21 protein-coding genes are annotated in these 20629 nt (G+C 73.1%); 15 read left to right on the top strand and 6 right to left on the bottom strand.

The genetic code is table 11. From position 1 onward, the window contains the following. The first annotated feature begins 9 nt into the window (after positions 1-9). The 3 genes from ASG96_RS17435 (at position 10) to ASG96_RS17445 (ending at position 1836) form a co-directional block, all read left to right on the top strand. On the top strand, positions 10-327 hold the full coding sequence (locus ASG96_RS17435) for a hypothetical protein (RefSeq protein WP_157610978.1): 318 nt from the start codon (positions 10-12) through the stop codon (positions 325-327). Next, positions 324-1112 (top strand): pentapeptide repeat-containing protein, encoded by a 789-nt coding sequence (locus ASG96_RS17440; RefSeq protein WP_056751077.1) that lies wholly within the window; start codon positions 324-326, stop codon positions 1110-1112. Before ASG96_RS17435 ends, ASG96_RS17440 begins: the two co-directional genes overlap by 4 nt. A gap of 85 nt (positions 1113-1197) precedes the next feature. Beyond that, positions 1198-1836 carry a hypothetical protein gene (locus ASG96_RS17445; protein WP_056751074.1) on the top strand — a complete coding sequence of 213 codons (639 nt, stop codon included), beginning with the start codon at positions 1198-1200 and terminating at the stop codon, positions 1834-1836. Here the strand turns inward: ASG96_RS17445 and ASG96_RS17450 are convergent. Beyond that, positions 1790-2788, bottom strand: a complete 999-nt coding sequence (locus ASG96_RS17450) for a phosphotransferase (RefSeq protein ID WP_056751071.1) — start codon at positions 2786-2788, stop codon at positions 1790-1792. The two genes, ASG96_RS17445 and ASG96_RS17450, sit on opposite strands and share 47 nt — an antisense overlap. Positions 2789-2812: 24 nt before the next feature. Then, entirely contained in the window at positions 2813-3793 is a 981-nt protein-coding gene (locus ASG96_RS17455) for a DUF389 domain-containing protein (protein ID WP_056751069.1), read from the bottom strand. Between the two features lie 86 nt (positions 3794-3879). On the opposite strand from ASG96_RS17455, the gene ASG96_RS17460 reads away from it, so the two are divergent. From ASG96_RS17460 to ASG96_RS17475, 4 genes are read left to right on the top strand one after another with little or no spacing between them, the layout of a single operon-like run. Continuing rightward, on the top strand, positions 3880-4260 hold the full coding sequence (locus ASG96_RS17460) for a helix-turn-helix transcriptional regulator (protein WP_056754252.1): 381 nt from the start codon (positions 3880-3882) through the stop codon (positions 4258-4260). Beyond that, the gene (locus tag ASG96_RS17465) at positions 4257-5180 is read left to right on the top strand and encodes a cation diffusion facilitator family transporter (RefSeq protein ID WP_056751065.1); all 924 of its coding nucleotides are present in this window, start codon (positions 4257-4259) and stop codon (positions 5178-5180) included. The genes ASG96_RS17460 and ASG96_RS17465 overlap by 4 nt, the downstream gene beginning before the upstream one ends. After that, a complete protein-coding gene (locus ASG96_RS17470) occupies positions 5177-5809 on the top strand; it encodes a cation transporter (protein ID WP_235506352.1) in 633 nt (210 codons plus the stop codon). The genes ASG96_RS17465 and ASG96_RS17470 overlap by 4 nt, the downstream gene beginning before the upstream one ends. A 60-nt stretch (positions 5810-5869) precedes the next feature. Next, the gene (locus ASG96_RS17475) at positions 5870-7060 is read left to right on the top strand and encodes an MFS transporter (RefSeq protein WP_057588750.1); all 1191 of its coding nucleotides are present in this window, start codon (positions 5870-5872) and stop codon (positions 7058-7060) included. Here ASG96_RS17475 and ASG96_RS17480 read toward each other — a convergent pair. After that, the gene (locus tag ASG96_RS17480; RefSeq protein ID WP_056751061.1) at positions 7023-8489 is read right to left on the bottom strand and encodes a PLP-dependent aminotransferase family protein; all 1467 of its coding nucleotides are present in this window, start codon (positions 8487-8489) and stop codon (positions 7023-7025) included. The genes ASG96_RS17475 and ASG96_RS17480 overlap by 38 nt on opposite strands. 80 nt (positions 8490-8569) lie before the next feature. On the opposite strand from ASG96_RS17480, the gene ASG96_RS17485 reads away from it, so the two are divergent. Then, a complete protein-coding gene (locus tag ASG96_RS17485; protein WP_057588751.1) occupies positions 8570-9874 on the top strand; it encodes an APC family permease in 1305 nt (434 codons plus the stop codon). Positions 9875-9918: 44 nt separating this feature from the next. Beyond that, a complete protein-coding gene (locus ASG96_RS17490; protein ID WP_057588752.1) occupies positions 9919-11838 on the top strand; it encodes an APC family permease in 1920 nt (639 codons plus the stop codon). 18 nt (positions 11839-11856) lie between these two features. Here the strand turns inward: ASG96_RS17490 and ASG96_RS17495 are convergent, their stop codons facing one another. Next, positions 11857-12390 carry a GNAT family N-acetyltransferase gene (locus tag ASG96_RS17495; protein WP_057588753.1) on the bottom strand — a complete coding sequence of 178 codons (534 nt, stop codon included), beginning with the start codon at positions 12388-12390 and terminating at the stop codon, positions 11857-11859. Between the two features lie 387 nt (positions 12391-12777). Here ASG96_RS17495 and ASG96_RS24555 point away from each other — a divergent pair, with 387 nt between their 5' ends. The 3 genes from ASG96_RS24555 (at position 12778) to ASG96_RS17510 (ending at position 16084) form a co-directional block, all read left to right on the top strand. Beyond that, positions 12778-14268 (top strand): helix-turn-helix domain-containing protein, encoded by a 1491-nt coding sequence (locus ASG96_RS24555; protein ID WP_162262050.1) that lies wholly within the window; start codon positions 12778-12780, stop codon positions 14266-14268. A gap of 118 nt (positions 14269-14386) precedes the next feature. After that, positions 14387-14812: a YciI family protein gene (locus ASG96_RS17505; protein ID WP_056751049.1), complete on the top strand. Its 426-nt coding sequence runs from the start codon at positions 14387-14389 to the stop codon at positions 14810-14812. After that, positions 14813-16084 (top strand): DUF6596 domain-containing protein, encoded by a 1272-nt coding sequence (locus ASG96_RS17510; RefSeq protein ID WP_057588754.1) that lies wholly within the window; start codon positions 14813-14815, stop codon positions 16082-16084. On the opposite strand, the gene ASG96_RS17515 is transcribed toward ASG96_RS17510, so the two are convergent. Continuing rightward, positions 16071-16613, bottom strand: coding sequence for a DinB family protein (locus ASG96_RS17515; RefSeq protein WP_057588755.1), 543 nt, complete (start codon positions 16611-16613; stop codon positions 16071-16073). The two genes, ASG96_RS17510 and ASG96_RS17515, sit on opposite strands and share 14 nt — an antisense overlap. Positions 16614-16684: 71 nt before the next feature. Here ASG96_RS17515 and ASG96_RS17520 point away from each other — a divergent pair, with 71 nt between their 5' ends. Genes ASG96_RS17520 through ASG96_RS17530 form a run of 3 tightly spaced genes read left to right on the top strand, consistent with a single transcriptional unit; the run spans position 16685 to position 20070 of the window. Further along, positions 16685-17311 carry a LysE family translocator gene (locus ASG96_RS17520; RefSeq protein ID WP_056751039.1) on the top strand — a complete coding sequence of 209 codons (627 nt, stop codon included), beginning with the start codon at positions 16685-16687 and terminating at the stop codon, positions 17309-17311. Between the two features lie 36 nt (positions 17312-17347). Continuing rightward, positions 17348-18799 carry an FAD-binding oxidoreductase gene (locus tag ASG96_RS17525; RefSeq protein WP_235509215.1) on the top strand — a complete coding sequence of 484 codons (1452 nt, stop codon included), beginning with the start codon at positions 17348-17350 and terminating at the stop codon, positions 18797-18799. Positions 18800-18807: 8 nt separating this feature from the next. Beyond that, a complete protein-coding gene (locus ASG96_RS17530; RefSeq protein WP_082591877.1) occupies positions 18808-20070 on the top strand; it encodes a cyclopropane-fatty-acyl-phospholipid synthase family protein in 1263 nt (420 codons plus the stop codon). On the opposite strand, the gene ASG96_RS17535 is transcribed toward ASG96_RS17530, so the two are convergent. Next, the gene (locus ASG96_RS17535) at positions 20067-20606 is read right to left on the bottom strand and encodes a hemerythrin domain-containing protein (protein WP_056751028.1); all 540 of its coding nucleotides are present in this window, start codon (positions 20604-20606) and stop codon (positions 20067-20069) included. The genes ASG96_RS17530 and ASG96_RS17535 overlap by 4 nt on opposite strands. Positions 20607-20629 lie beyond the last annotated feature (23 nt).

Here is a 20629-nt window from a genome sequence, read left to right on the forward strand (position 1 = left end):
ACTGACGGGATGAGCGATCCCCACGTGCTCGGACCGGGCACCGCACCGACCCCGTTCACGGCTCACGAGATCCGCGCCGGGTGCCCCGACGAGCGCACCATCACGCTCCTCGTCGAGCCCGCCGGCGGGCCGTCCTGGCAGCGGGTCAACCGGTTCGTCGCACCCGACGCGGACGGAGCGACCCTGCAGCGCTGGCGGATCGGGCCCGACGGCGAGCGCGTCGGCGAGATCGAGGAGGCACGCACGACCTGGCTCCAGCTCCAGGGTCACGCCTCCTTCCCCGAGTCCCTCGTGACGATCCATCCCGAAACCCTGGTGCTGCCGTGACCCCAGCGCCCGACGCGACGCCCGCCCTCGAGGCCGACTGCTCGCGGTGCTTCGGCCTCTGCTGCGTCGCCCTCCCCTTCGCCCGGTCGGCGGACTTCCCCGTCGACAAGGTCGGTGGAGAGCCCTGTCGCAACCTCCTCGCCGACCACCGCTGCGGCATCCACGACCGGCTCCTCGAGGGCGGCTGGCGCGGTTGCGTGACGTTCGACTGCTTCGGTGCGGGGCAGCAGGTCTCGCAGGTGACCTTCGGCGGCGTCTCGTGGCGCGAGGCCCCCGCGACAGCCCCGATGATGTATGCCGTCCTGCCCGTCATGCGACAGCTCCACGAGATGCTCGCCCACCTCGGGGAGGCCCTCGCGCTCGACCCGGACGAGCCCACGCGCGCCGGCCTCATGGCCGCCGCCGAGGAGGTCCGGCTGGCGACGGCGGGCTCACCCGACGACCTGCTCGCGGTCGACCTCGCCGCCGTGCGGTCCCGGGTCGGGGGCCTGCTCCGGGGTGCCAGCGAGACCGCGCGCGACCGGCGGAGGAGGCGTGACGGCATACGCACGCCCCCACGGCGCCTGCGCGCCGGGGCCGACCTCGTCGCCGCCGACCTGCACGGCCGGGACCTGCGCACGGCGGACCTCCGGGGGGCGCTGCTCATCGCGGCTGACCTGCGCGACGCCGACCTGCGCTGGGCGGACCTGCTCGGCGCCGACCTGCGCGACGCCGACCTGCGGGGGGCGCGGCTCGACGGTGCGCTCTTCCTCACCCGTCCCCAGCTCGCGGCGGCTCGCATCTGACCGCACGATTCGCGCATTCGCTCCCACGGGGACGGTGAAACGATGACAATCGACCCACCATTCACGTCGAGCACCGGAGTCGATCGTGCGCCGAGCCGAGGTCGCCGCAGCGCTGGCGCTGGCGGCTGCCCTCGCGCTCGGTGGGTGCACGTCCGACAAGCCCGACATCGACCTGAGCCAGGTGGCCGGCTCCACGGGCACCCCGGTGCCGACCGAGACCGTGACGGTCACCGAGATCGACACGCGCACCGTCACGGCGACGACGACGGTCGTGAGGACGGCGACGGTGGTCGCCACGCCGACGGTCACGGTCACGGCACTCCCCCGCCCGAGCCTGACGACGAGCACCGTCTTCAACCGGCCCGCTGCGCTGGCCGACTACTCGAACCTCGTCGTCGATGTGCGGCTGCTCGACCGGATGACGCTGTCCGGCAACGCCGCCGCGCTCCAGCTCGACCTCATGGCCCAGCACCTCGGACGGCTCGGGGCGAACGGCCCGCCGCCGGGGCTCGACGCCCCGAGCTACTACGGACGCCTGGGGTCGCTCGGCCTCTTCGCGCGGGCCGCCTCCGCCGAGGCCACGGCGAACTCGCCCGTCGCACAGAGCCGCTACGCCGTCATCCGTCAGGAGACCGGGATCCTGCTGTCCCTCGTCAACGGTGCTCTGACGACGACGTTCACGCTGCCGACTCCCGCGCCCCGACCGTCGACAACGACTCCGTGAAACCAGCCCACGCGATCTCGCCGTCGGCGTCGTCGGCGTGGGGTCGGCTGAACCGGGCGGCGTAGAGCGCGACCTCCGTGAGGTCCCATCGCGATGCCTGGACGAGCAGGTCGTGGGTCGTCACGGACCGTCCGGTCAGAGTCGCGTAGGCGGCGAGGACGTCGTCCACGGCCTCGCCCTCGGCGCCCGCGACGTGCCACAGGTCCCGAGCCGGTGGTGCGAGCAGCGCGGTGTCCCAGTCGACGAGGTGGAGGCCGTCACCATCGGCGAGGACGTTGCGCCAGTGCGGTTCGCCGTGGGTGATGACCCAGGAGTCACGCTCGGCGCGCGCCCGGTCCGCCGTCGCGTCCCAGACCACGAGGGCTCGGCGCACCGCGTCAGCCCGCTCGGCCAGGGCATCCCGCGCCCGCTCGCCGTAGGGCCCCGCACCGGGCGGGATCCCGTCCGCGAGCGCGCGGTCGAGGAGGTCGCGCTCGGGCAGCCGCAGGTCGTCGGTGCCGGCAATCCCGACGACGTGGCGTGTGGCCGCGTGCAGCCCCGCCAGGGCCTCGGTCACCGCGCGCCGGTCGGCCGCGGTCTGGTCGTCCGGCGACGGCAGGCGCGGGGCCTCGAGCCACGGGGTCACCGACACCCACTGGTGCCGCCTCAGCTCGAACGGCACCGAGCCGTCCCGGGCCGGCACCGGCGCGACGACGACGTCGAGCCCGGAGTCGGCGAGCGCCCGGGCCGAGCGGAACGCCGCACTGAGCGCCGGGCCGCGCTCGACGTCTGTCCCGGCCCCGACGTAGTCGTCGAGGGTCACGAACCAGCGGCCGTCGCCACCCGCGTCCACCCGCCAGTGGTGGCTGCCGAAACCCATTGGCGCGTAAGCGATGTCCCTCACCTCGAGACCCCACATCTCGCGCAGGGCCGCGGTGAGCAGCTCGGTGGAGAAGTCCGCGGGTGGCGTCATCACGGCGTCATCACGAGGTCGACGCTAGCGGGGTGGCGGCGGCTCGGCGTGGATCCGGCGGCTGAGCCGCGAGTGGGACCGCGGCGCCGGCACCCGCGACCAGACTGCGTCCTGGAAGGCCAGCGTGAGCCAGCCGGCCAGGGCCATCCCGATCATGTTGACGACGAGCTGCAGGCCGCTGCCACGCACCTCTGACCAGGCGCCGAAGGCGAGCCCGAGCCCGACGTTGCCCGCGGCCGGGATCGTTGTGACGGAGATGAAGACTCCGCTGAGGCCGCCGAGCTTGGCCGACGTCAGCGACAGGACGCCCGCCGCGGCTGCGAGGACGGCGACGATGAACGACCACTTGTCGGGCGAGTAGATGAAGCCGGTCGCCGGACGCGCGCCGGTGATGTCGTGGAGTGTGACCCAGCCCAGGGCCCGGCCGACCAGTCCCGCCACGCACGTGACGAGGATGGCCACGACGAAGCCGACGACGAGGGCGCGGGCCGCGACCCCGAGCAGCAGGGTGCGGCGGCGCACGAGCGCGACGCCGAGGGCCGCGATGGCGCCGAACTCGGGCCCGAGCACCATGGCGCCGATGACGAGGATCTGGGAGTCGAGCACGATCGCGATGCCCGCGATGAGGGTCGCGAGCGACATGAACGACAGGAAGGTCCAGTTCAGCTCGCTGTCGTCGTAGGACCGCTGCGCGACCTGGGCCCAGACGACGGCGTCGGCACTGCTGCCGGGCGTCTCCTCGTCCGCCTCGAAGCCGGCCCGCGAGACCCACGTCGTGACCGGCTCGATCTGGAGCGTCCCGCCCTCGTGGACGCCGAGCTCGCGCAGCCGGTCGACGAGGACGTTGGCCCCCTCGCGGGCGACGTCGGCGTGCACGACGTCGCCGACGGGACGCACGGCCGCGCCTCGGAGCACCGACAGGGTGCTCACGGCCGTGGAGTCGGCGAGCACCTGGGTGACCCGCTCGGTCAGCTCGCTCGGGATCGTGACCGTCAGTCTCAGCATGTCGGACAGTCTGCCGTCCGGTTGACAGGTGGGCCTGTCCGCCACGACAGTGACATCTGATCATCCATTCAGATGAGAGGGTCGTGATGAGCACCGTCACCGGACTCGACGGGTGCGCCGCCCCGTGCGTGCACCCCGACAAGGTCGCCCTCGCCACCGCGAACGCGCCCGGCGTCGACGAGCTCGCACGCGTCACGAGCGTCTTCAAGCTGCTCGGCGACCCGACCCGCGCCCGACTGCTCTATGCCCTCCTCGAGGCCGGCGAGCTCTGCGTGTGCGACCTCGCAGCGGCGACCACCACCGCCGAGACCACCGTCTCCCAGGCCCTCCGACTGCTCCGCGCGTCGGGCGTCGTCACCGGTCGGCGCGACGGACGCAACATCTACTACCGCCTCTCCGACGCCCACGTCCGGCTGCTCCTCGACGTGACGCGCGAGCACGCCCTCCACGACGGCGGGGCCCCATGAGCGGCGGCCACTCGCACGGACACGACCACGGGGCCGCCGCGGTCCACGCCGGCGGCCGCCACCGCTGGCGGCTCGCGGTCGCCTTCGGTCTCGTCGCCGCCTTCTTCGTCGTCGAGCTCGTGGCCGGCCTCGCGTCCGGCTCGCTGGCTCTGCTCTCCGACGCGGGGCACATGGCCGCCGACGTCGTGACGCTCGGCGCCGCGCTCGTGGCCACCCGGATCGCGACACGCGCCGACACGACCGGCCGCCGCACCTTCGGCTCCTACCGCGCCGAGGTCTTCGCCTCCGGGCTCGCCGTGCTGCTCATGCTCGGCGTCTCGGTCTACATCACCGTCGAGGCGATCGGGCGCATCGGGTCGAGCCCCGAGATCGCGTCCGGCACCATGCTCGTCGTCGGCGCCACCGGCCTCGTCGTCAACATCGTGGCCCTCCTCATGCTCCGCGGCGGTGCGGGCGAGAGCCTCAACGTCCGGGGCGCCTACCTCGAGGTCGTCGCCGACACCGTGGGCTCGGTCGGGGTCATCGCGGCCGCCGTGCTCGTGCGGGCGACCGGCAGCGCCTGGTGGGACACCGCCGTCGCGCTCGCCATCGCGGTCTTCGTCGCCGTCCGCGCCGTCGGGCTCGGGCGCGAGGTCGTGGCCGTCCTCGGCCAGCACGCGCCGACCGGACTCGAGCCCACCGACCTGCTGACCGCCCTCGGCGACGTGCCGGGTGTCACCGAGGTCCACGACCTGCACGTGTGGACCCTGACGTCCGGCATGGACGTCGCGACGGCGCACCTCGTGACGTCCCGTGCCGACGCCGGGCCCGAGGTGCTCGACGCCGCCAGCCGGATGCTGCGCGAGCGCTTCCACGTCGCCCACGCGACGCTCCAGGTCGAGACGACCGACCGCTCCGAGTGCCGAGGAGCCGACTGGTGAGCACGCCCTCCCGCCCCCTCTTCACGCTCCTGCCTCCGTCCCGGCGGGCCGCCCTGGTGCGCCGCGCCCGCCTGCTGGCCGGCGCGTCGGTCGCCTACAACGTGGTCGAGGCCGTCGTCGCCATCGGCTCCGGCCGCATCGCCGACTCCACCGCCCTCGTCGGCTTCGGCCTCGACTCGACGGTCGAGGTGATGAGCGGGCTCGTCATCCTCTGGCAGTTCGGCCACCCCGTCCCGGAGGAGCGCGAGCACCTGGCCCGCCGCCTCATCGCGGTCTCCTTCTTCGCGCTGGCCGCCTACGTCACCGTCGAGTCCGTGCGCGCCGTCGTGACCCGCGAGCAGTCCGACACCTCGGTCGTCGGCATCGCGCTCGCCGCGCTCTCGCTCGCCGTCATGCCACTGCTCTCGCACTGGCAGCGGCGCACCGGCCGGGAGCTCGGGTCGGGGGCGGTGGTCGCCGACGGCACCCAGACGCTGCTCTGCACCTACCTCTCGGCCGTCCTGCTCGTCGGGCTGCTCGCCAACGCCCTCCTGGGCTGGTGGTGGCTCGACCCCGTGGCGGCGCTCGTCATCGCCGCCGTCGCGGTCCGCGAGGGACGCTCGAACTGGCGCGGCGACGCCTGCTGCTGACCCACGGAACCACGGCATGAGTCTTGACGGCGGGTCCGGCGACCGACAGTGTGACCCACCGTGACACTTCGGGCCGAGTCCTCCTCACTGCTGCGGGCACGCCTCGCGGCCGGCACCGCCTTCTTCGTCCAGGGCCTGCTCTTCATCTCGCTGACGACCCGCCTGCCGCAGGTGCAGGAGAAGTGGTCGCTCGACGAGCTCGCCGTCAGCGGCCTGCTCCTCATGGTCGTGCTGCTCGCGGGGGTCGGCTCGGTCATCGCCGAGGTCGTCGCGGCGCGCTCGTCGAGCGCCATGGTCGTCCGCATGGGGCTCGTCACCGCGACGATCGGCTTCGCGGTGCTGCTCGTCGCGCCGGCCTTCGGGGTCTTCGTCGGGGGGCTCGCGGCCTACGGGCTCGCGCTCGGGCTCGTCGACGCGTCGTCCAACATGCAGGCCGTCACCGTCGAGCACCTCTACCGGCGACCGATCCTCCCGTCCTTCCACGCCTTCTGGACCGCCGGCGGCATCCTCGGCACGCTCGTCACGCTGGCGACGTCGGGGGTCGACCTCGGGCCGGCCCTGCTGCCGCTGCTCGTCTTCCCCGTCGCGGCACTCGCTGCGCCCTACGTCCGTCGCGACCGCCTCGCCGAGACCGACGCGAAGGTCGACGTCCCGTGGCGGCGCATCGCCCTGCTCGGCGTGGCGATGGTGCTCTTCTACATGGTCGACACGGCGGCCACGACGTGGGGACCGGTCTACCTCGACGGCACGCTCGACGCCCCGACGGGGCTCACCGCGCTCGCCACGCTCCCCTACCTCGTCGCGACCCTCCTCGCCCGCACCGTCGGCGACCGCCTCGTCGACCGCCACGGCGCCGTCTGGCTGCTCCGCATCAGCGGCGTCGTCGCCGCCCTGTCGCTCGCGGTCATCGTCTTCGCGCCGACGTGGGTCGTGGCCGTCGTCGGCTTCACCATCCTCGGCGGCGCCGTCGCGACCATCGCGCCGCTCAGCTTCTCGGCGGCGGGTGCCATCGCCGGCGGCGACGCCGACTCCGCCGGCGAGCGCATCGACAAGACCGACCAGGTCGTGGCGCGCTTCAACCAGTTCAACTACGTCGGTGCACTGCTCGGCGCGGTGCTGACCGGTGCGGTCGGGTCGGACAACCTGCGCCTCGGCTTTGCCGTGCCGATGGTGCTGATCCTCGGGATCATCCCGCTCGCCACGCAGTTCGCCATCATCCGTCGACGCGGCGTCCCGGCCGGCTCGAGCTGAGGACACCCCGCAGCGCGGTGAGTGCCGGGCCGATGCCCGTCAGGGGTATGCCGCCGACGCCGAAGGCGAGCCCGTGGCGGGCTGGCTGCTCCAGGTGTCGCACCGACAGGGGCTCGACGAACACGCCTGCGGCCAGCGCCTGCTCGGCGATCGCGACGTCGTCGAGGGCCGGGTCACGCAGCAGGGTGCACAGGTGCAGCCCGGCCGCGGAGGGGACGACCTCGAGCCAGTCGGCGAGGCCGTCGGGGCGCGTGAGGCCGTCGAGCAGCGCCTCGCGACGGGCACGGTAGACCTTCGTCGCGCGCCTGACGTGGGCCGCGTGGTGCCCCTCGGAGAGGAAGTCGGCGAGGGCGCCCTGCGTCACGGCATCGCCGTCCCAGACGGTGACCCGCTTGGCCTCGCGCAGGGCCGGTGTGAGCGTGGCGGGGGCGATGGCATAGCCGACCCGGAGGCCCGGCAGCAGCGACTTGGAGAACGACCCGACGTAGACCACGCGCCCGTCGCGGTCGAGGCTCTGGAGCGGCTCGAGCGGCCGGTCGGCGAACCGGAACTCGCTGTCGTAGTCGTCCTCCACGATGACCGCCCCGTGCCGGACCGCCCACTCCAGCAGCGCGACCCGGCGCGCGCGGGACATCGCCACCCCGGTCGGGTGCTGGTGCGACGGGGTGACGTAGACGAGACGGGCCGCGTCGGGCAGGGCGTCGACGACGATCCCCTCGCCGTCGACGGGCACCCCGCGGACGACAGCCCGGTGGGTCGCGAAGAGCCGTGCCGCGGCGGTGTAGCCGGGGTCCTCGACGGCGACGGTGCCACCGGGCTCGACGAGCACCCGCGCGACGAGGTCGAGAGCCTGCTGCGCGCCGGCCGTGGTCACCACGTCGGCGCCGGAGGCCACGACCGACCGGGACACCCCGGCATACCTCGCGATCTCGGCCTCGAGACGGCTCCCTCCGCGGTTCGCGCCCGGGTCGTCGTAGGTGCCGGCGGCCAGGCGGCCCCGGCGCAGCGTGCCGCTGACGAGCCGGCGCCAGGTCGCGAGGGGGAAGAGCGAGTCGTCGGGCACCCCGACCGAGAAGTCGTGGACCGCACCGCCCGGGCCCGGCGCGGCCTCCGCAGTGGTCGCCCACAGGGCCGTCGGCACGACGGCCCCGGCTCGGGCGCGACGCCGGGCCACGCCGCCGGGAGGCACGCACCCCCTCGCGACGAAGGTCCCGGCGCCGCGGCGGGTCTCGAGCAGCTCCTCGGCGAGGAGCCGGTCGTAGGCCGCGGTGACCGTGCCGCGCGAGACGCTGAGGCTCTCCGCGAGGTCGCGGGAGGCGGGCACGCGGTCGCCCCCGGCGAGGCGACCGTCGAGGACGGCGGCGCGCAGCTGGGCGTAGATCTGGGCGGTGAGGTCGCCCGAGCCGGTGAGGGAGACGTGCAGGTCCATCTCGACAGTCTGGATTGGCCCACACCATCTGACAAGAAGTGGCACTTCTGACCGGTCCGCTTCGGCGGGAGTCTGGAGCCATGGCGACGACCGCACGCATGACCCGGGCCACCCCGACCGCGACCGGGGGCACGATCACCGTCGCGCAGGGCGCGGCCCTCTCGGTGGGCGCCGTGCTCGGCACGGGCGTCATCACCCTGCCCGCCCTCGCCGCCGAGGTGGCCGGTCCGGCGTCACTGCTCGCGTGGGCGGCGCTCGTGCTCCTGTCCGTGCCGCTCGCGAGCACGTTCGCCGCGCTCGGAGCCCGGCACCCCGACGGCGGCGGGGTCTCGACCTACGTCCGTCGGGCCTTCGGCGACCGCGCCGCGGGGGCGGTCGGGTGGTGCTTCTACTTCGCGGTGCCCGTCGGGGCTCCGCCGACGTCGATGATGGCCGGCGGCTACGTCGCGGACGTCGTCGGCGGGGGACGCACGACCTCCGTCGTCGTCGCGGCCACTCTCATCCTCGGCACCGGCCTGATGAACCTGGCCGGGCTGCGCTTCTCCGGTCGCGTGCAGCTCGGTCTCGCCACCGCCCTCGCCCTGCTCATGACGGCGACGATGGCGGTCGCCCTGCCGCACGGGAGCACGGCGTCACTGACCCCCTTCGCCCCGAACGGGTGGGCCGCCGTCGGCACCGCGGCCGCCGTCCTGGTCTGGGGCTTCGCGGGCTGGGAGGCCGTGGCGTCGCTCGCGGCGGACTACCGCGACCCCCGCCGGGACGTGCCCCGAGCCACGGGCATCGCCGTCGCGGTCGTCGGGGTGCTCTACCTCGGCCTCGCCACGACCAGCGTCCTCGTGCTCGGACCCGCCACCGGTCGCAGCCAGGCGCCGCTCTCCGACCTCATGGCCATCGCGCTCGGCGAGCAGGCCCGGGTCGTGACCGCCGTCGTGGCGGTGCTGCTCACCGTGGGGGCGATGAACGCGTACTACGCCGGCGGGTCGAGGCTCGGTGCCGCACTCGCCCGGGACGGCGCGCTGCCGCGCTGGCTGGCGAAGGGCGGCGAGGCCGGCCAGGTGCCTCGGCGCAGCATCGCCCTCGTCACGACCAGCTCGATGCTCTCGCTCGTCGTCGCCGTCGTGCTCGACCTCGGCCTCACCCCGCTCATGCTGCTCGCGACGGGGTGCTTCACGCTCGTCTACGTCCTCGGCACCGCCGCGGCGCTGCGCCTGCTCCCCGGCGGCAGCCGCGCCTGGTGGACCGCACTCGTCGCCCACGCGTCGGTGGTCGCCCTGCTCGTCGTCAACGGCCTCCATGCGCTGTGGGCCCTGGGGCTCGTGCTCCTCTCGCTCGCCTACCGGTCCTGGACTCATCGACAGGGTGATGGTTCCAGTGCCAGCCCCTAGACTTCGGCGCCGTGACGACACAGCGCGCGGAGCGCACACCCCTGATGCGCTGGTTCCTCGACGCCGACGAGGCCGACCCGGGCGGCTACTACGAGCGCGAGAGCGAGGCGAAGGAGCAGGCGCACGTCCAGCCGTGGTGGCGCGTCATGTGCCTGACCGGCGTCGACTACTTCTCGACGCTCGGCTACCAGCCCGGCATCGCGGCCCTCGCCGCCGGCGCCCTCTCACCGGTTGCGACGCTCGTGCTCGTGCTCGTCACCCTCTTCGGTGCGCTCCCGATGTACCGCCGCGTCGCGGCCGAGAGCCCGCACGGCGACGGCAGCCTCTCGATGCTCGAGCGCCTCCTGTCCTACTGGCCGAGCAAGATCCTCGTGCTCTGCCTCATCGGCTTCGTCGCCACCGGCTTCATCATCACCATCACCCTGTCGGCCGCCGACGCGAGCGCCCACCTCATCGAGAACCCCTACCTCAAGTCGACGCTCACCGGGCACCAGGTCGGCGTCACCCTGACCCTGCTCCTGTTCCTCGCGGGCATCTTCCTCAAGGGCTTCAAAGAGGCCATCGGCATCGCCGTCGTGCTCGTCGTCGCCTACCTCGGCCTCAGCTCCGTGGTCCTCGTGCGTGGCATCCTCGAGATCGGCGACCACCCGACCGCGTTCAGCGACTGGATCACGGCCATGACGTCGGCCCACTCCGCACCGTTCGGGATCATCGGGGCGTCACTTCTCGTCTTCCCGGCCCTCGCGCTGGGCCTCTCCGGCTTCGAGACCGGCGTCGTCGTCATGCCGCTCGTCAAGGGCGACCCGACCGACACGGCCGAGAAGCCCGAGGGCCGCATCCGCAACGCCCGCAAGCTCCTGACGACCGCCGCCCTGATCATGAGCGTGCTGCTCATCGGGTCCTCGCTCGTCACGACGCTGCTCATCCCGGCCGACGCCTTCCAGCCGGGCGGCGCGGCCAACGGACGCGCCCTCGCCTACCTTGCGCACGACCTGCTCGGCGAGGGCTTCGGCACGGTCTACGACATCTCGACCATCGGTATCCTCTGGTTCGCCGGCGCGTCTGCCATGGCGGGCCTGCTCAACATCGTGCCGCGCTACCTGCCCCGCTACGGCATGGCACCGGACTGGGCCCGCTCGACGCGGCCGCTCGTGCTCGTGCTGTCGTTCATCGCCGCCGTCGTGACGCTCGCCTTCGGGGCCAACGTCGACGAGCAGGCGGGGGCGTATGCCACCGGCGTGCTCGCGCTCATGACGTCCGCCGCGATCGCCGTCTTCCTCACCGAGCTGCGGCGCGGGCACCGCGCGGCGGCGGCCTTCTTCGCCGTCGTCAGCGCGATCTTCGTCTACACGATCACGATCACCATCGCGGAGCGCCCCGAGGGCCTCGTCATCGCCCTCGTGTTCATCGCACTCATCGTCGTCATCAGCGTCTGGTCCCGCATCGTCCGCTCGACCGAGCTGCGGGTCCAGCGCGTCGTCTACGACGACAGCGCCCGGGCGATCCTCGACGACGCGGCGCTCGGCCCCCAGCCGCTGCGCTTCATCGCCAACAAGATCAACGCCGGAGACCGCGACGAGTACCGCGCGAAGTCGCTCGAGGTCCGGATGTCGAACCACCTCAACGCCCGGCAGGGCGCGATCTTCCTCGAGGTGCAGATCAGCGACGCGAGTGACTTCGCGACGACCGTCCACGTGGGGTCGGCCGTCGTCGGTGGCCACTACATCCTGCGCGCCACCGGCCCGTCGGTGCCGAACGTCCTCGCCGCGGTCCTGCTCGACGTGCGCGACCGCGTCACCAAGCCGCCGCACATCTACTTCGAGTGGAGCGAGAAGGCACCGGGGCAGAACGTGCTGCGCTTCCTGCTCGCCGGCGAGGGCGACATCCCCCCGCTGACGCACGAGATCATCCGGCGCGCCGAGCCCGACGCGGACCGGCGCCCACAGGTGCACGTCGGAGGCTGAGCCGGGCACCCGGCACACCTAGGCTCGGTTGGCCCACCGCTCCGGCGTGGTGCGGTAGACGCGGGACTCGCCCTCGTACCACTTCTCCATGACACCGAGGTCGTCGAGACCGAGGCGGCGGCACACGGCCTGCGACGGCTCGTTCGTCGTGTGGGTCAGGGCGTAGATCTCGGGCAGCCCACCGTCGAAGCCGTGCTGGACCACGGCCGTCGCGGCCTCGGTCGCGTAGCCGTGGCCACACGAGTCGGGATGCAGGTGCCAGCCCACCTCGACCTCACCGTCGTCGGCGTCCGGGAGGGCCAGCAGGATGACGGAGCCGGCGACGACGCCCGTCTCGCGCACCTCGACGGCCCAGAAGCCGAGCGGCGGCGCCTCGCTGCGCTCGTGGTAGCGGTCGATGCGGGCGTGGGCCTCGTCGAGGTCCTTCATGAGGACGGGCTCGCCGTCGCCGAGCCACTTCACGACCTCGAGGCGGCTCTGGATGTCGAGCAGCCGTTCGGCCTCGTCGTGCGACCAGGGACGGATGGTGAGTCGGGCGGTCTCGAGGTGCATGGCGACACGCTCGCACCTCCCCGCTCGCCCGTCCACGCCATTCCCCACCGCGTGTGCGCCCTGTGCATTGGGTCATCACGTGACTCAGAGGGCCGCGCCGGCAGTTGAGTCACCGGGCGACCCAACGCGCAGAGAGCGAGGTCCTCGCCGGCAGTTGANACAGCGCACAGGACGTCCCCGCCGGCAGTTGAGTCACCGGGCGACCCAACGCACAGCGACCGGACGTCCTCGCCGGCGGTTGAGTCTCAGGGCGACCCAACGCACAGGGAGCGGCGGGCAAGCGCGGGTCCCCTGCCCCCGTCCACACCCCTTCCTCCCTGAGTGCGGCTGATCCACAGGACCTGCGCCGGGCCTGACAGTGAGGCGGCGGGCATGGACGCTGGCGCCATGACCGTTCCCCTCGGCCACGGACCAGATGCCTTCGGCGACGCGCTGAGGCACGTGCGCCGCACCTACCTGCTGAGCCAGCGCGCGCTCGCCGCCCGGCTCGACGTCCCGCACAGCCGCATCTCCCGGCTCGAGAGCGGCCACCACGCCATCACGCTGGAGTCCGCGATCTCGCTCTACCGCGCGCTGGGTTTCAGCATCGGCCTGCACCACCTCTTCCCCTGTCCGCGCAGCGATGAGGTCCGGCCCCAGTGCCATGACTGGGAGGACGACGGCGCGGTGGGTCTCGTCGACGCGGCCCTGCGCGCGTTCCCGGCCCACGGGGCCGTGTGGACGCAGGCGCCGACGTGGTGGGGTGTGCGGCACGGCTGGGGAGCCTCCGACCGGGAGGACCTCTGGTGGTTCCACGACTACCGGTCGCCGCCGGTCCTGCGGGCACGGCAGGATGGCGGCATGTCCGACAGCGATGGCGCAGGCGCGACCGACGAGGCGAGCACCACGTCCACCGAGAGCAGGGAGGCGGCACAGGCGTACGCGGCGGTGCGCCCCGAGGTCGAGGCCGCGACGGCGCTCTTCGTCGAGATGGTCACCGGGCTCCTCGACGAGGCGGGCATCAACTACCTCAGCGTGGGCGGGCGCACGAAGTCCGTGGCGTCCTTCGCGTCGAAGGCCGAGCGCCGCAGGGGCGGCGAGCTGCTCTACCCCGACCCGCTCGCCGACATCACCGACCAGATCGGCGTCCGGGTCATCACCTACGTCCACGACGACGTCGCCGCCGTCGCCGAGCTGCTGGCCGAGGAGCTCGCCGTCCTCGACGACCGCGACATGGGCCTCGAGACGGCGCGCTCGGGACGCTTCGGCTACGCGAGCCGCCACCTGCTCGTCGCGGTCGACGCGAGCCGCACCGTGCCGACGGCCTACGAGCCGCTCCGCCGGCGCAGCGCTTCGGTGCAGATCCGGACCGTGCTGCAGCACGCCTGGGCCGAGTTCGAGCACGACATCCGCTACAAGGGCACCGTCCCCGAGGAGCACGCGCACGACCTCGACCGCCGGTTCACCCTGGCGGCCGGGCTCATCGAGCTGGCCGACCGCGAGTTCTCGGCGATCCGCGACCGCCTCCAGAAGGCCCTGCCGGCGAGCCCGCCCGACGCAGTGGAGCAGGACTCCCGGATCAGCACCCAGGACCTCGCGACGTTCCTCGCCTCGAAGTACGCCGACGCCGGCTGGTCGCGCACCGACCACTACACGTGGGTCTCCGGCCTGCTGCTCGAGCTCGGCATCACGTCGGTCGACGCCCTCGCCGAGGTCATCGCCCCGGTCGACGGCGCCGCCCTCATCGAGCGAATGGGCTACAAGTACCCACCCGGTGCGGTGCGCCGGCTCGACGACGCCCTGCTCGCGACGTTCGGCACGCGCTACCTCGACCTCGAGGGCAACGCCCACCGTCGGGCCTCCCTCGAGGGGCGCCTCGAGCGTCTCGGGGCGAGCTGACCGGCCCGATCCGAAGAAATCTCGACCGCGTGTCGATTCCCGGCCCGAGAGTTCGTCAGGATGATGTGGCGAGGGTCGCCACCTGCGCACCGCGCGCCTCTTCGAGAAGGAGCCGGCCATGGCCGACACGTATGTCTACCTGATCCACGAGAACGACTGGGACTCCGACGCCTACCTCGGTGGCGCGCCGGCCGCCGACGCCGGTCCCGCCGGCAAGGACCCGAGCGCCCCGGCCTCCGACATGGACGCGTCGTTCCCCGAGCACAAGGCCTTCCAGCAGGCCGTCGCCGACCTCGGCGCCCGCGTCGTCGGGGGTGCGGCCCTGCAGAACTCCCGCCACGGCGGCACCGTCGCCCCCGGCGCGGGTGACCGCACCGTCGAGGACGCCGTCTACACCGACGGCCCGTTCACCGACACGTCCGAGGTCATCACCGGCTTCTATCTCGTCGAGACCGACGACGAGGACACCGCGCGCCGGATCGCCGCCCTCGTGCCGACGGGCAGACACATCGAGTGGCGCAAGGTCTTCCCGACGGGGATGTGAGTGCCACTCGGGACGGGTGAGTTCGAGGAGGCGTGGCCGCGCATCGTGCGCGCCCTCGCCTCCTTCACCGGGAGCCTCGACGACGCGGAGGAGTACGCCGCCGAGGCCGTCGCACGGGCCGCCGCGCACGAGCGCGACGGCGGAGCACCGATCGAGTCGTATGCCGCGTGGTGCACCTCGGTGGCCAAGCGGGCGTGGCTCGACGACGCCCGACGGCGCACCACCTGGCGCCGGCTGGCCCCCGAGCTCGCCCGCCCCGAGGCGGACCGCACTGCCATGGATGCCGACGACCTGTCCATGCACGGACATGAGGGGCTCGACGACCGCCTCGCCCTGCTCTTCGTCGCGTGCGACGAGGCCATCTCGCCCGCGTCCCGCATGGTGCTGGCCCTGCGCGTCGTGTGCGGCCTGACGGTCCCGGAGATCGCCGGACACCTCGGCGTCCAGGACACCGCCGCCGCCGCCCGGCTCACCCGGGCGAAGCGCGCCCTCGCCGAGGCCCGAGGCACCTTCCACGTGCCGGGCGAGGCCGAGCGCGACCGCCGCCTGCCGGTCGTCATCGCCTGCGTCGCAGGCATGTTCACGGTCGCGCACCGCACGGTGCTCGACCCCGCCGACGCCTTGGCGGACACGGGACGCCAGGCGCTCTCCATCGCCGACGCGCTCGTCGCCGCCCACCCGGACGACACGGAGGTGCGGGGGCTGCGTGCCGTCATCCGCCTCGGCCTGGCCCGTCGCCCGGGCCGCGTCGACGACACCGGGACGGGGCTCGCGCTCGACGAGGTCGACCGCACCCGCTGGGACGGCGCCCTGCTGCGGGCCGGGCTCGCCGACGCGACGGTCGCCGCGTCGGGCGACGGTCGCTTCGCCATCGAGGCGGCGATCGCCGGCCTGCACTCGAGCGCGCCGTCGTTCGAGCGCACCGACTGGCCGCGCATCGTCTCGCTCTACGGCGCGCTCGAGCGCCGCTGGCCGTCCCCCTCCGTCCGGGTCGCCCGCCTCGTGGCCACGGCTCAGGGCCTCCTCGCCGCCCACCCCGAGGGGTCACCGGCCGAGCGGTCACTGGCCAAGCTCGAGGCCGAGCTCGCGTCCCTCGAGAAGGGCGCCCCGGCATACGCCAGCCGTGACGCGAGCCTCGCACTCGCCGACCTCGAGTGGCGCACGGGACGGCGGGAGCACGCGGCCGAGCGCTACCGCGACCTCGCCGAGGTCATGCCGGCCGAGCCGCTCCGGCGCTTCTGCCTCCGGCGGGCGGGGCTCACTCGCCCGTGACGCCGTCGACCGCCTCGCGCAGGAAGTCCGCGTGACCGTTGTGGCGGGCGTACTCCTCGATCATGTGCAGCAGGATCCAGCGGAGGCTGAACGTCTGGTTCTCCTTGCGCGACAGCGTCGCCGACCGGAACTCGAGTCCTCCCTCGGCGAGCGCCGCCTCGATGTCCAGGCGGGCCTGCTCGACCGACACGTCCATGATCCGGCGCAGCTCCTCCGGGCTGTCGTCGCGGGCCGACGTCATCTCCCAGTCCCGGTCGGCGTCCCAGTCGGCGCTCGCCCACGGCTCGGGCATCGGGCGGCCGTGGAGCACCTCGCCGAACCAGCTCGCCTCGTTGAGGGCGACGTGCTTGAGCAGGGCACCGAGCGCCAGGCTCGAGGGCGGAAGGGTCTGCGCCAGCTGCTCGGCCGTCAGCCCCTCGGTCTTGCGGCGCAGGGTGTCGCGGTGGAAGTCGAGGAACGCGACGAGGGTCATCGCCTCGTCGGCGGCGAGCGGCGGGTCGGTGCGCTCGGTCTGAGCAGGTGTCGTCATGGCCCCGACGTTAGTGTCCGCGCCTCGAAAACCGCCTGCCCTTTACCCGGGGCCGGGAGCACACTGGTCCGGTGCCGTCATCAAGCCAGTGGGTCGCGTTCCTCGTCGCGTCGATCCTCTTCATCCAGGTCCCGGGTCCCAGCCTGCTCTTCACCATCGGTCGCGCCCTGACCGTCGGGCGGCGCGAGGCGCTGCTGTCGGTCGTCGGCAACGCCCTCGGGGTCACGGCCCAGGCCGTCTTCGTCGCCGTCGGTCTCGGTGCGGTCGTCGCGGCGAGCATCACCGCCTACACCGTCATCAAGGTCGCCGGCGCCGCCTACGTCATCTGGCTCGGCATCCAGGCGATCCGCCACCGCCACGAGGCGCGCGAGGCCATGGAGGCGCAGGTGTCGGCCAAGCGCGGCCACGCCCTGCGCATCGGCGCGGTCGTCGGCCTCACCAACCCGAAGACGATCCTCTTCTTCGTGGCCTTCCTCCCGCAGTTCGTCAACACCGGCGCGGGCCACGTCGGCGTCCAGATGGCGGTGCTCGGCGGGGTCTTCGGCCTCATGGCGATCTGCAGCGACAGCATGTGGGCCCTGCTCGCCGCGCGGGCACGGGAGTGGTTCGCCCGCAAGCCCGCCCGGCTCGACAAGCTCGGGGTGACGGGCGGCGTCATGATGGTCGGGCTCGGCGCCACGATGCTCGCACGCGAGTAGTACCCACAGCGCCCCGAGATCTGTTTGACTGCAATGGTGGCAACCCCTCAGGTCACGTCTCCTGCGGATCGGCACGACCCCCTCCAGCGGGTCCGCGACCACGAGCGTGCACTCGAGCAGGTGAGGAGGACGTATGCCGCCCTGCCGCCCGACCGGCCCGTCCGGCTCGCGAAGCGCACGTCCAACCTCTTCCGCAACCGCACCGCGACCGACTCGCGGGGCCTCGACCTCTCGGCGCTGTGCGGCGTCGTCGAGGTGCGCCCCGGGACCGGCGGCGCGCCGGCGACCGCGCTCGTCGGCGGGCTGACGACGTACGAGCAGCTCGTCGACGAGCTGCTGCCGCACGGCTTCGTGCCGCTCGTCGTGCCGCAGCTGCGCACCATCACGATCGGCGGGGCCGTGACCGGGCTCGGCATCGAGGCGGCGTCGTTCCGCAACGGCCTTCCCCACGAGTCGGTCCTGCAGATGCGGATCCTCACGGGGGACGGCGAGGTCGTCACCGCGACGCCCGTCGGCGAGCACGCCGACCTCTTCCGCACCTTCCCCAACTCCTACGGCTCGCTCGGCTACGCGCTCGACCTCGTCATCGAGCTGGAGCCCGCCCGGCCCTACGTCGCCCTGCGGCACGTGCGGTTCGACGCGGTGGCGGCCCTGACGGACGCGGTCGACGACGTGATGTCGTCGCAGACCTGGGACGGCGACCGGGTCGACTTCGTCGACGGCGTCGTCTTCGGCCCGACCGAGGCCTACCTCTGCCTCGGACGCTGGACCGACCACCTCGAGGGGCAGGCTCGGCCGAGCGACTACACCGGCGACCAGGTCTTCTACCGCTCCATCCAACAGCGCCGCGCCGACGTGCTGACGGCACACGACTACCTGTGGCGCTGGGACACGGACTGGTTCTGGTGCAGCCGTGCGTTCGGCGCCCAGCACCCGACCGTCCGCCGGCTCTGGCCGAGCCGACTGCTGCGCAGCGACGTCTACTGGAAGATCGTCGCCTTCGAGAACCGGCACCACGTCATGGGCCGGATCGAACGGCTCCGAGGGCTGCCCGACCGCGAGCGCGTCGTGCAGGACGTCGAGATCCCCCTCGCGCGCACGGCCGAGTTCGTCGACTGGTTCCTGCACGAGGTGCCGATCGAACCCGTCTGGCTGTGCCCGATCCAGCTGCGCCCCGCTCCGGGCGCGCAGCCCGACGAGACCCCGTGGCCCCTCTACCCGATGCGCCGCGACGAGCGCTACGTCAACGTCGGCTTCTGGTCGACGGTGGCCATCGAGCCCGGCGCGGCCGACGGCGACGTCAACCGCCGCATCGAGGACGAGGTAACGCGGCTGGGCGGCCACAAGTCGCTCTACTCCGACGCGTACTACGACGAGGCGACCTTCGCCGCCCTCTACGGCGGCACGGCCTACGTCCCCGTCAAACGCAGGTACGACCCGGCGGGACGGTTCCCGACGCTCTACGAGAAGGCGGTGCAGGCTCGATGACATTGACCGTGGGAGAGGCATTCGACCGCGTGTTCGGCCCCGAGGCCCCGGTGCGGGTCGTCGCGTGGGACGGCTCGGAGGGGGGTGGTCCGGACGGGCTCGTGATCCGGCTGACCGGGCCCGAGGCGCTCAACCACCTCCTCGCCGCGCCGGGAGAGCTCGGCCTCGCCCGCGCGTACCTCCTCGGGGACCTCATCATCGACGGGGTGGACGAGGCGGATCCCTACGACGTGCTGCGCGTCATCGGTGACGGGCTCACCCCTCGCCGACCGGGACGGCACGACGCCGCGGAGCTGGCCCGCTTCGTGGCCCACCACCGACCCCATGCGCCGACCCTGCCCCCGGAGGAGACACCCGGCCAGCTGCGTCGGCTCGCGCACGGGCTGAGGCACGGCAAGGCGCGCGACGCCGCCGCGATCAGCCACCACTACGACGTGTCGAACGCCTTCTACGAGAAGGTCCTCGGCCCGTCGATGACCTACACGTGTGCGTGCTTCCCCACCGACGAGGCCTCGCTCGAGGACGCCCAGGCCTACAAGTACGACCTCGTCGCGCGGAAGCTCGGCCTGCGCCCCGGCATGCGCCTGCTCGACGTCGGCTGCGGCTGGGGCGGCATGGTGCGCCACGCCGTGAAGCACTACGGGGTCACCGCCCTCGGCGTGACGCTCTCGCGCGAGCAGGCCACCTGGGCCCAGGCCGCCATCGAGGCCGAGGGGCTCGCCGAGCGGGCCGAGGTCCGGCACGGCGACTACCGCGACGTCACGGAGCGCGGCTTCGACGCGATCAGCTCGATCGGGCTCACCGAGCACATCGGGGTCGGCAACTACCCGTCCTACTTCCGTTTCCTGCGGGAGCGGCTGCGCGACGAGGGACGCCTGCTCAACCACTGCATCACGCGCCCCGACAACCAGCACCCCGGCCTGCCGCCCCGCGGCTTCATCAACCGCTACGTCTTCCCCGACGGCGAGCTGACCGGGAGCGGCGACATCGTGCGCGTCATGGAGGACGAGGGCTTCGAGGTGCGTCACCACGAGAACCTCCGCGAGCACTACGCCCGCACCTGCGCCGCATGGAACGCCAACCTGGCCAAGCACTGGGAGGACTGCGTCGAGCTCGCCGGTCTCGGCACCGCCCGGGTGTGGGGCCTCTACCTCGCCGGGTCGCGACTCGCCTTCGAGCGCAACGAGATCCAGCTGCACCAGGTGCTCGCGTCGAGGACGAGCGGCGAGGGGGTGTCGGGCTTCACGCTACGGCCGCGCTACGAGCCCTAGCCCGACCCGCCGAGGTCGACGTCGTAGGCCTCGTAGACGAGGTCGCCGCCCTTCTGTCGGTGGCGCACGAGCCGTCCGACGAGCACCGTCAGCTCCTCACGGAAGACGGGCAGGTCGGCCATCGTGCCGCCGTGCTCGAGCACCGCGAGGTAGCCGTGAAGGGCCTCGCGCAGGTCGCGGTGCTCCTCGAGCAGCCGGTCGACGCGCCCCGAGAGGCGCGGCGCGCTGCGCCTCGCCCGGTCGTAGATGCCGCCCGGACTCTCGGTGAGCGAGACGTGGTCGTCGAAGTCGTGCGCCAGCTCGGCGAGGGCCGCCCGCACCCGCTCGCGCCACATCCCGCCGCGCGCGATCGGCGCCTCGAGGGCGAGGTCGACGGCGGCCACGGAGTCACGCAGCTCGGACCGGTGCCGGCGCACGCGTTCGAGGTGGACGGCGAGGTCGGCGGCGGTCTCGACCCGGCCCCGGTCGAACCCGTGCGCGTCGAGCTGACCCGCCGGGGCGATGGGCGGGATGGCGGCATTCGGCTGGACGTTCATGGCGCGACCTCCGTGCCCTCCAT

This window comes from Terrabacter sp. Soil810, assembly GCF_001429645.1.
GTDB lineage: Bacteria > Actinomycetota > Actinomycetes > Actinomycetales > Dermatophilaceae > Terrabacter.

What these genes read in the sequence shown, in the direction of transcription:
- ASG96_RS17450 (WP_056751071.1), bottom strand. Translation starts at nt 2,788, where the DNA reads ATGACGCCACCCGCGGACTTCTCCACCGAGCTGCTCACCGCGGCCCTG.
- ASG96_RS17480 (WP_056751061.1), bottom strand. Translation starts at nt 8,489, where the DNA reads ATGGACCTGCACGTCTCCCTCACCGGCTCGGGCGACCTCACCGCCCAG.
- ASG96_RS17460 (WP_056754252.1), top strand. Translation starts at nt 3,880, where the DNA reads ATGAGCACCGTCACCGGACTCGACGGGTGCGCCGCCCCGTGCGTGCAC.
- ASG96_RS17495 (WP_057588753.1), bottom strand. Translation starts at nt 12,390, where the DNA reads ATGCACCTCGAGACCGCCCGACTCACCATCCGTCCCTGGTCGCACGAC.
- ASG96_RS17505 (WP_056751049.1), top strand. Translation starts at nt 14,387, where the DNA reads ATGGCCGACACGTATGTCTACCTGATCCACGAGAACGACTGGGACTCC.
- ASG96_RS17485 (WP_057588751.1), top strand. Translation starts at nt 8,570, where the DNA reads ATGGCGACGACCGCACGCATGACCCGGGCCACCCCGACCGCGACCGGG.
- ASG96_RS24555 (WP_162262050.1), top strand. Translation starts at nt 12,778, where the DNA reads ATGACCGTTCCCCTCGGCCACGGACCAGATGCCTTCGGCGACGCGCTG.
- ASG96_RS17535 (WP_056751028.1), bottom strand. Translation starts at nt 20,606, where the DNA reads ATGAACGTCCAGCCGAATGCCGCCATCCCGCCCATCGCCCCGGCGGGT.
- ASG96_RS17515 (WP_057588755.1), bottom strand. Translation starts at nt 16,613, where the DNA reads ATGACGACACCTGCTCAGACCGAGCGCACCGACCCGCCGCTCGCCGCC.
- ASG96_RS17455 (WP_056751069.1), bottom strand. Translation starts at nt 3,793, where the DNA reads ATGCTGAGACTGACGGTCACGATCCCGAGCGAGCTGACCGAGCGGGTC.
- ASG96_RS17435 (WP_157610978.1), top strand. Translation starts at nt 10, where the DNA reads ATGAGCGATCCCCACGTGCTCGGACCGGGCACCGCACCGACCCCGTTC.
- ASG96_RS17490 (WP_057588752.1), top strand. Translation starts at nt 9,919, where the DNA reads ATGCGCTGGTTCCTCGACGCCGACGAGGCCGACCCGGGCGGCTACTAC.
- ASG96_RS17465 (WP_056751065.1), top strand. Translation starts at nt 4,257, where the DNA reads ATGAGCGGCGGCCACTCGCACGGACACGACCACGGGGCCGCCGCGGTC.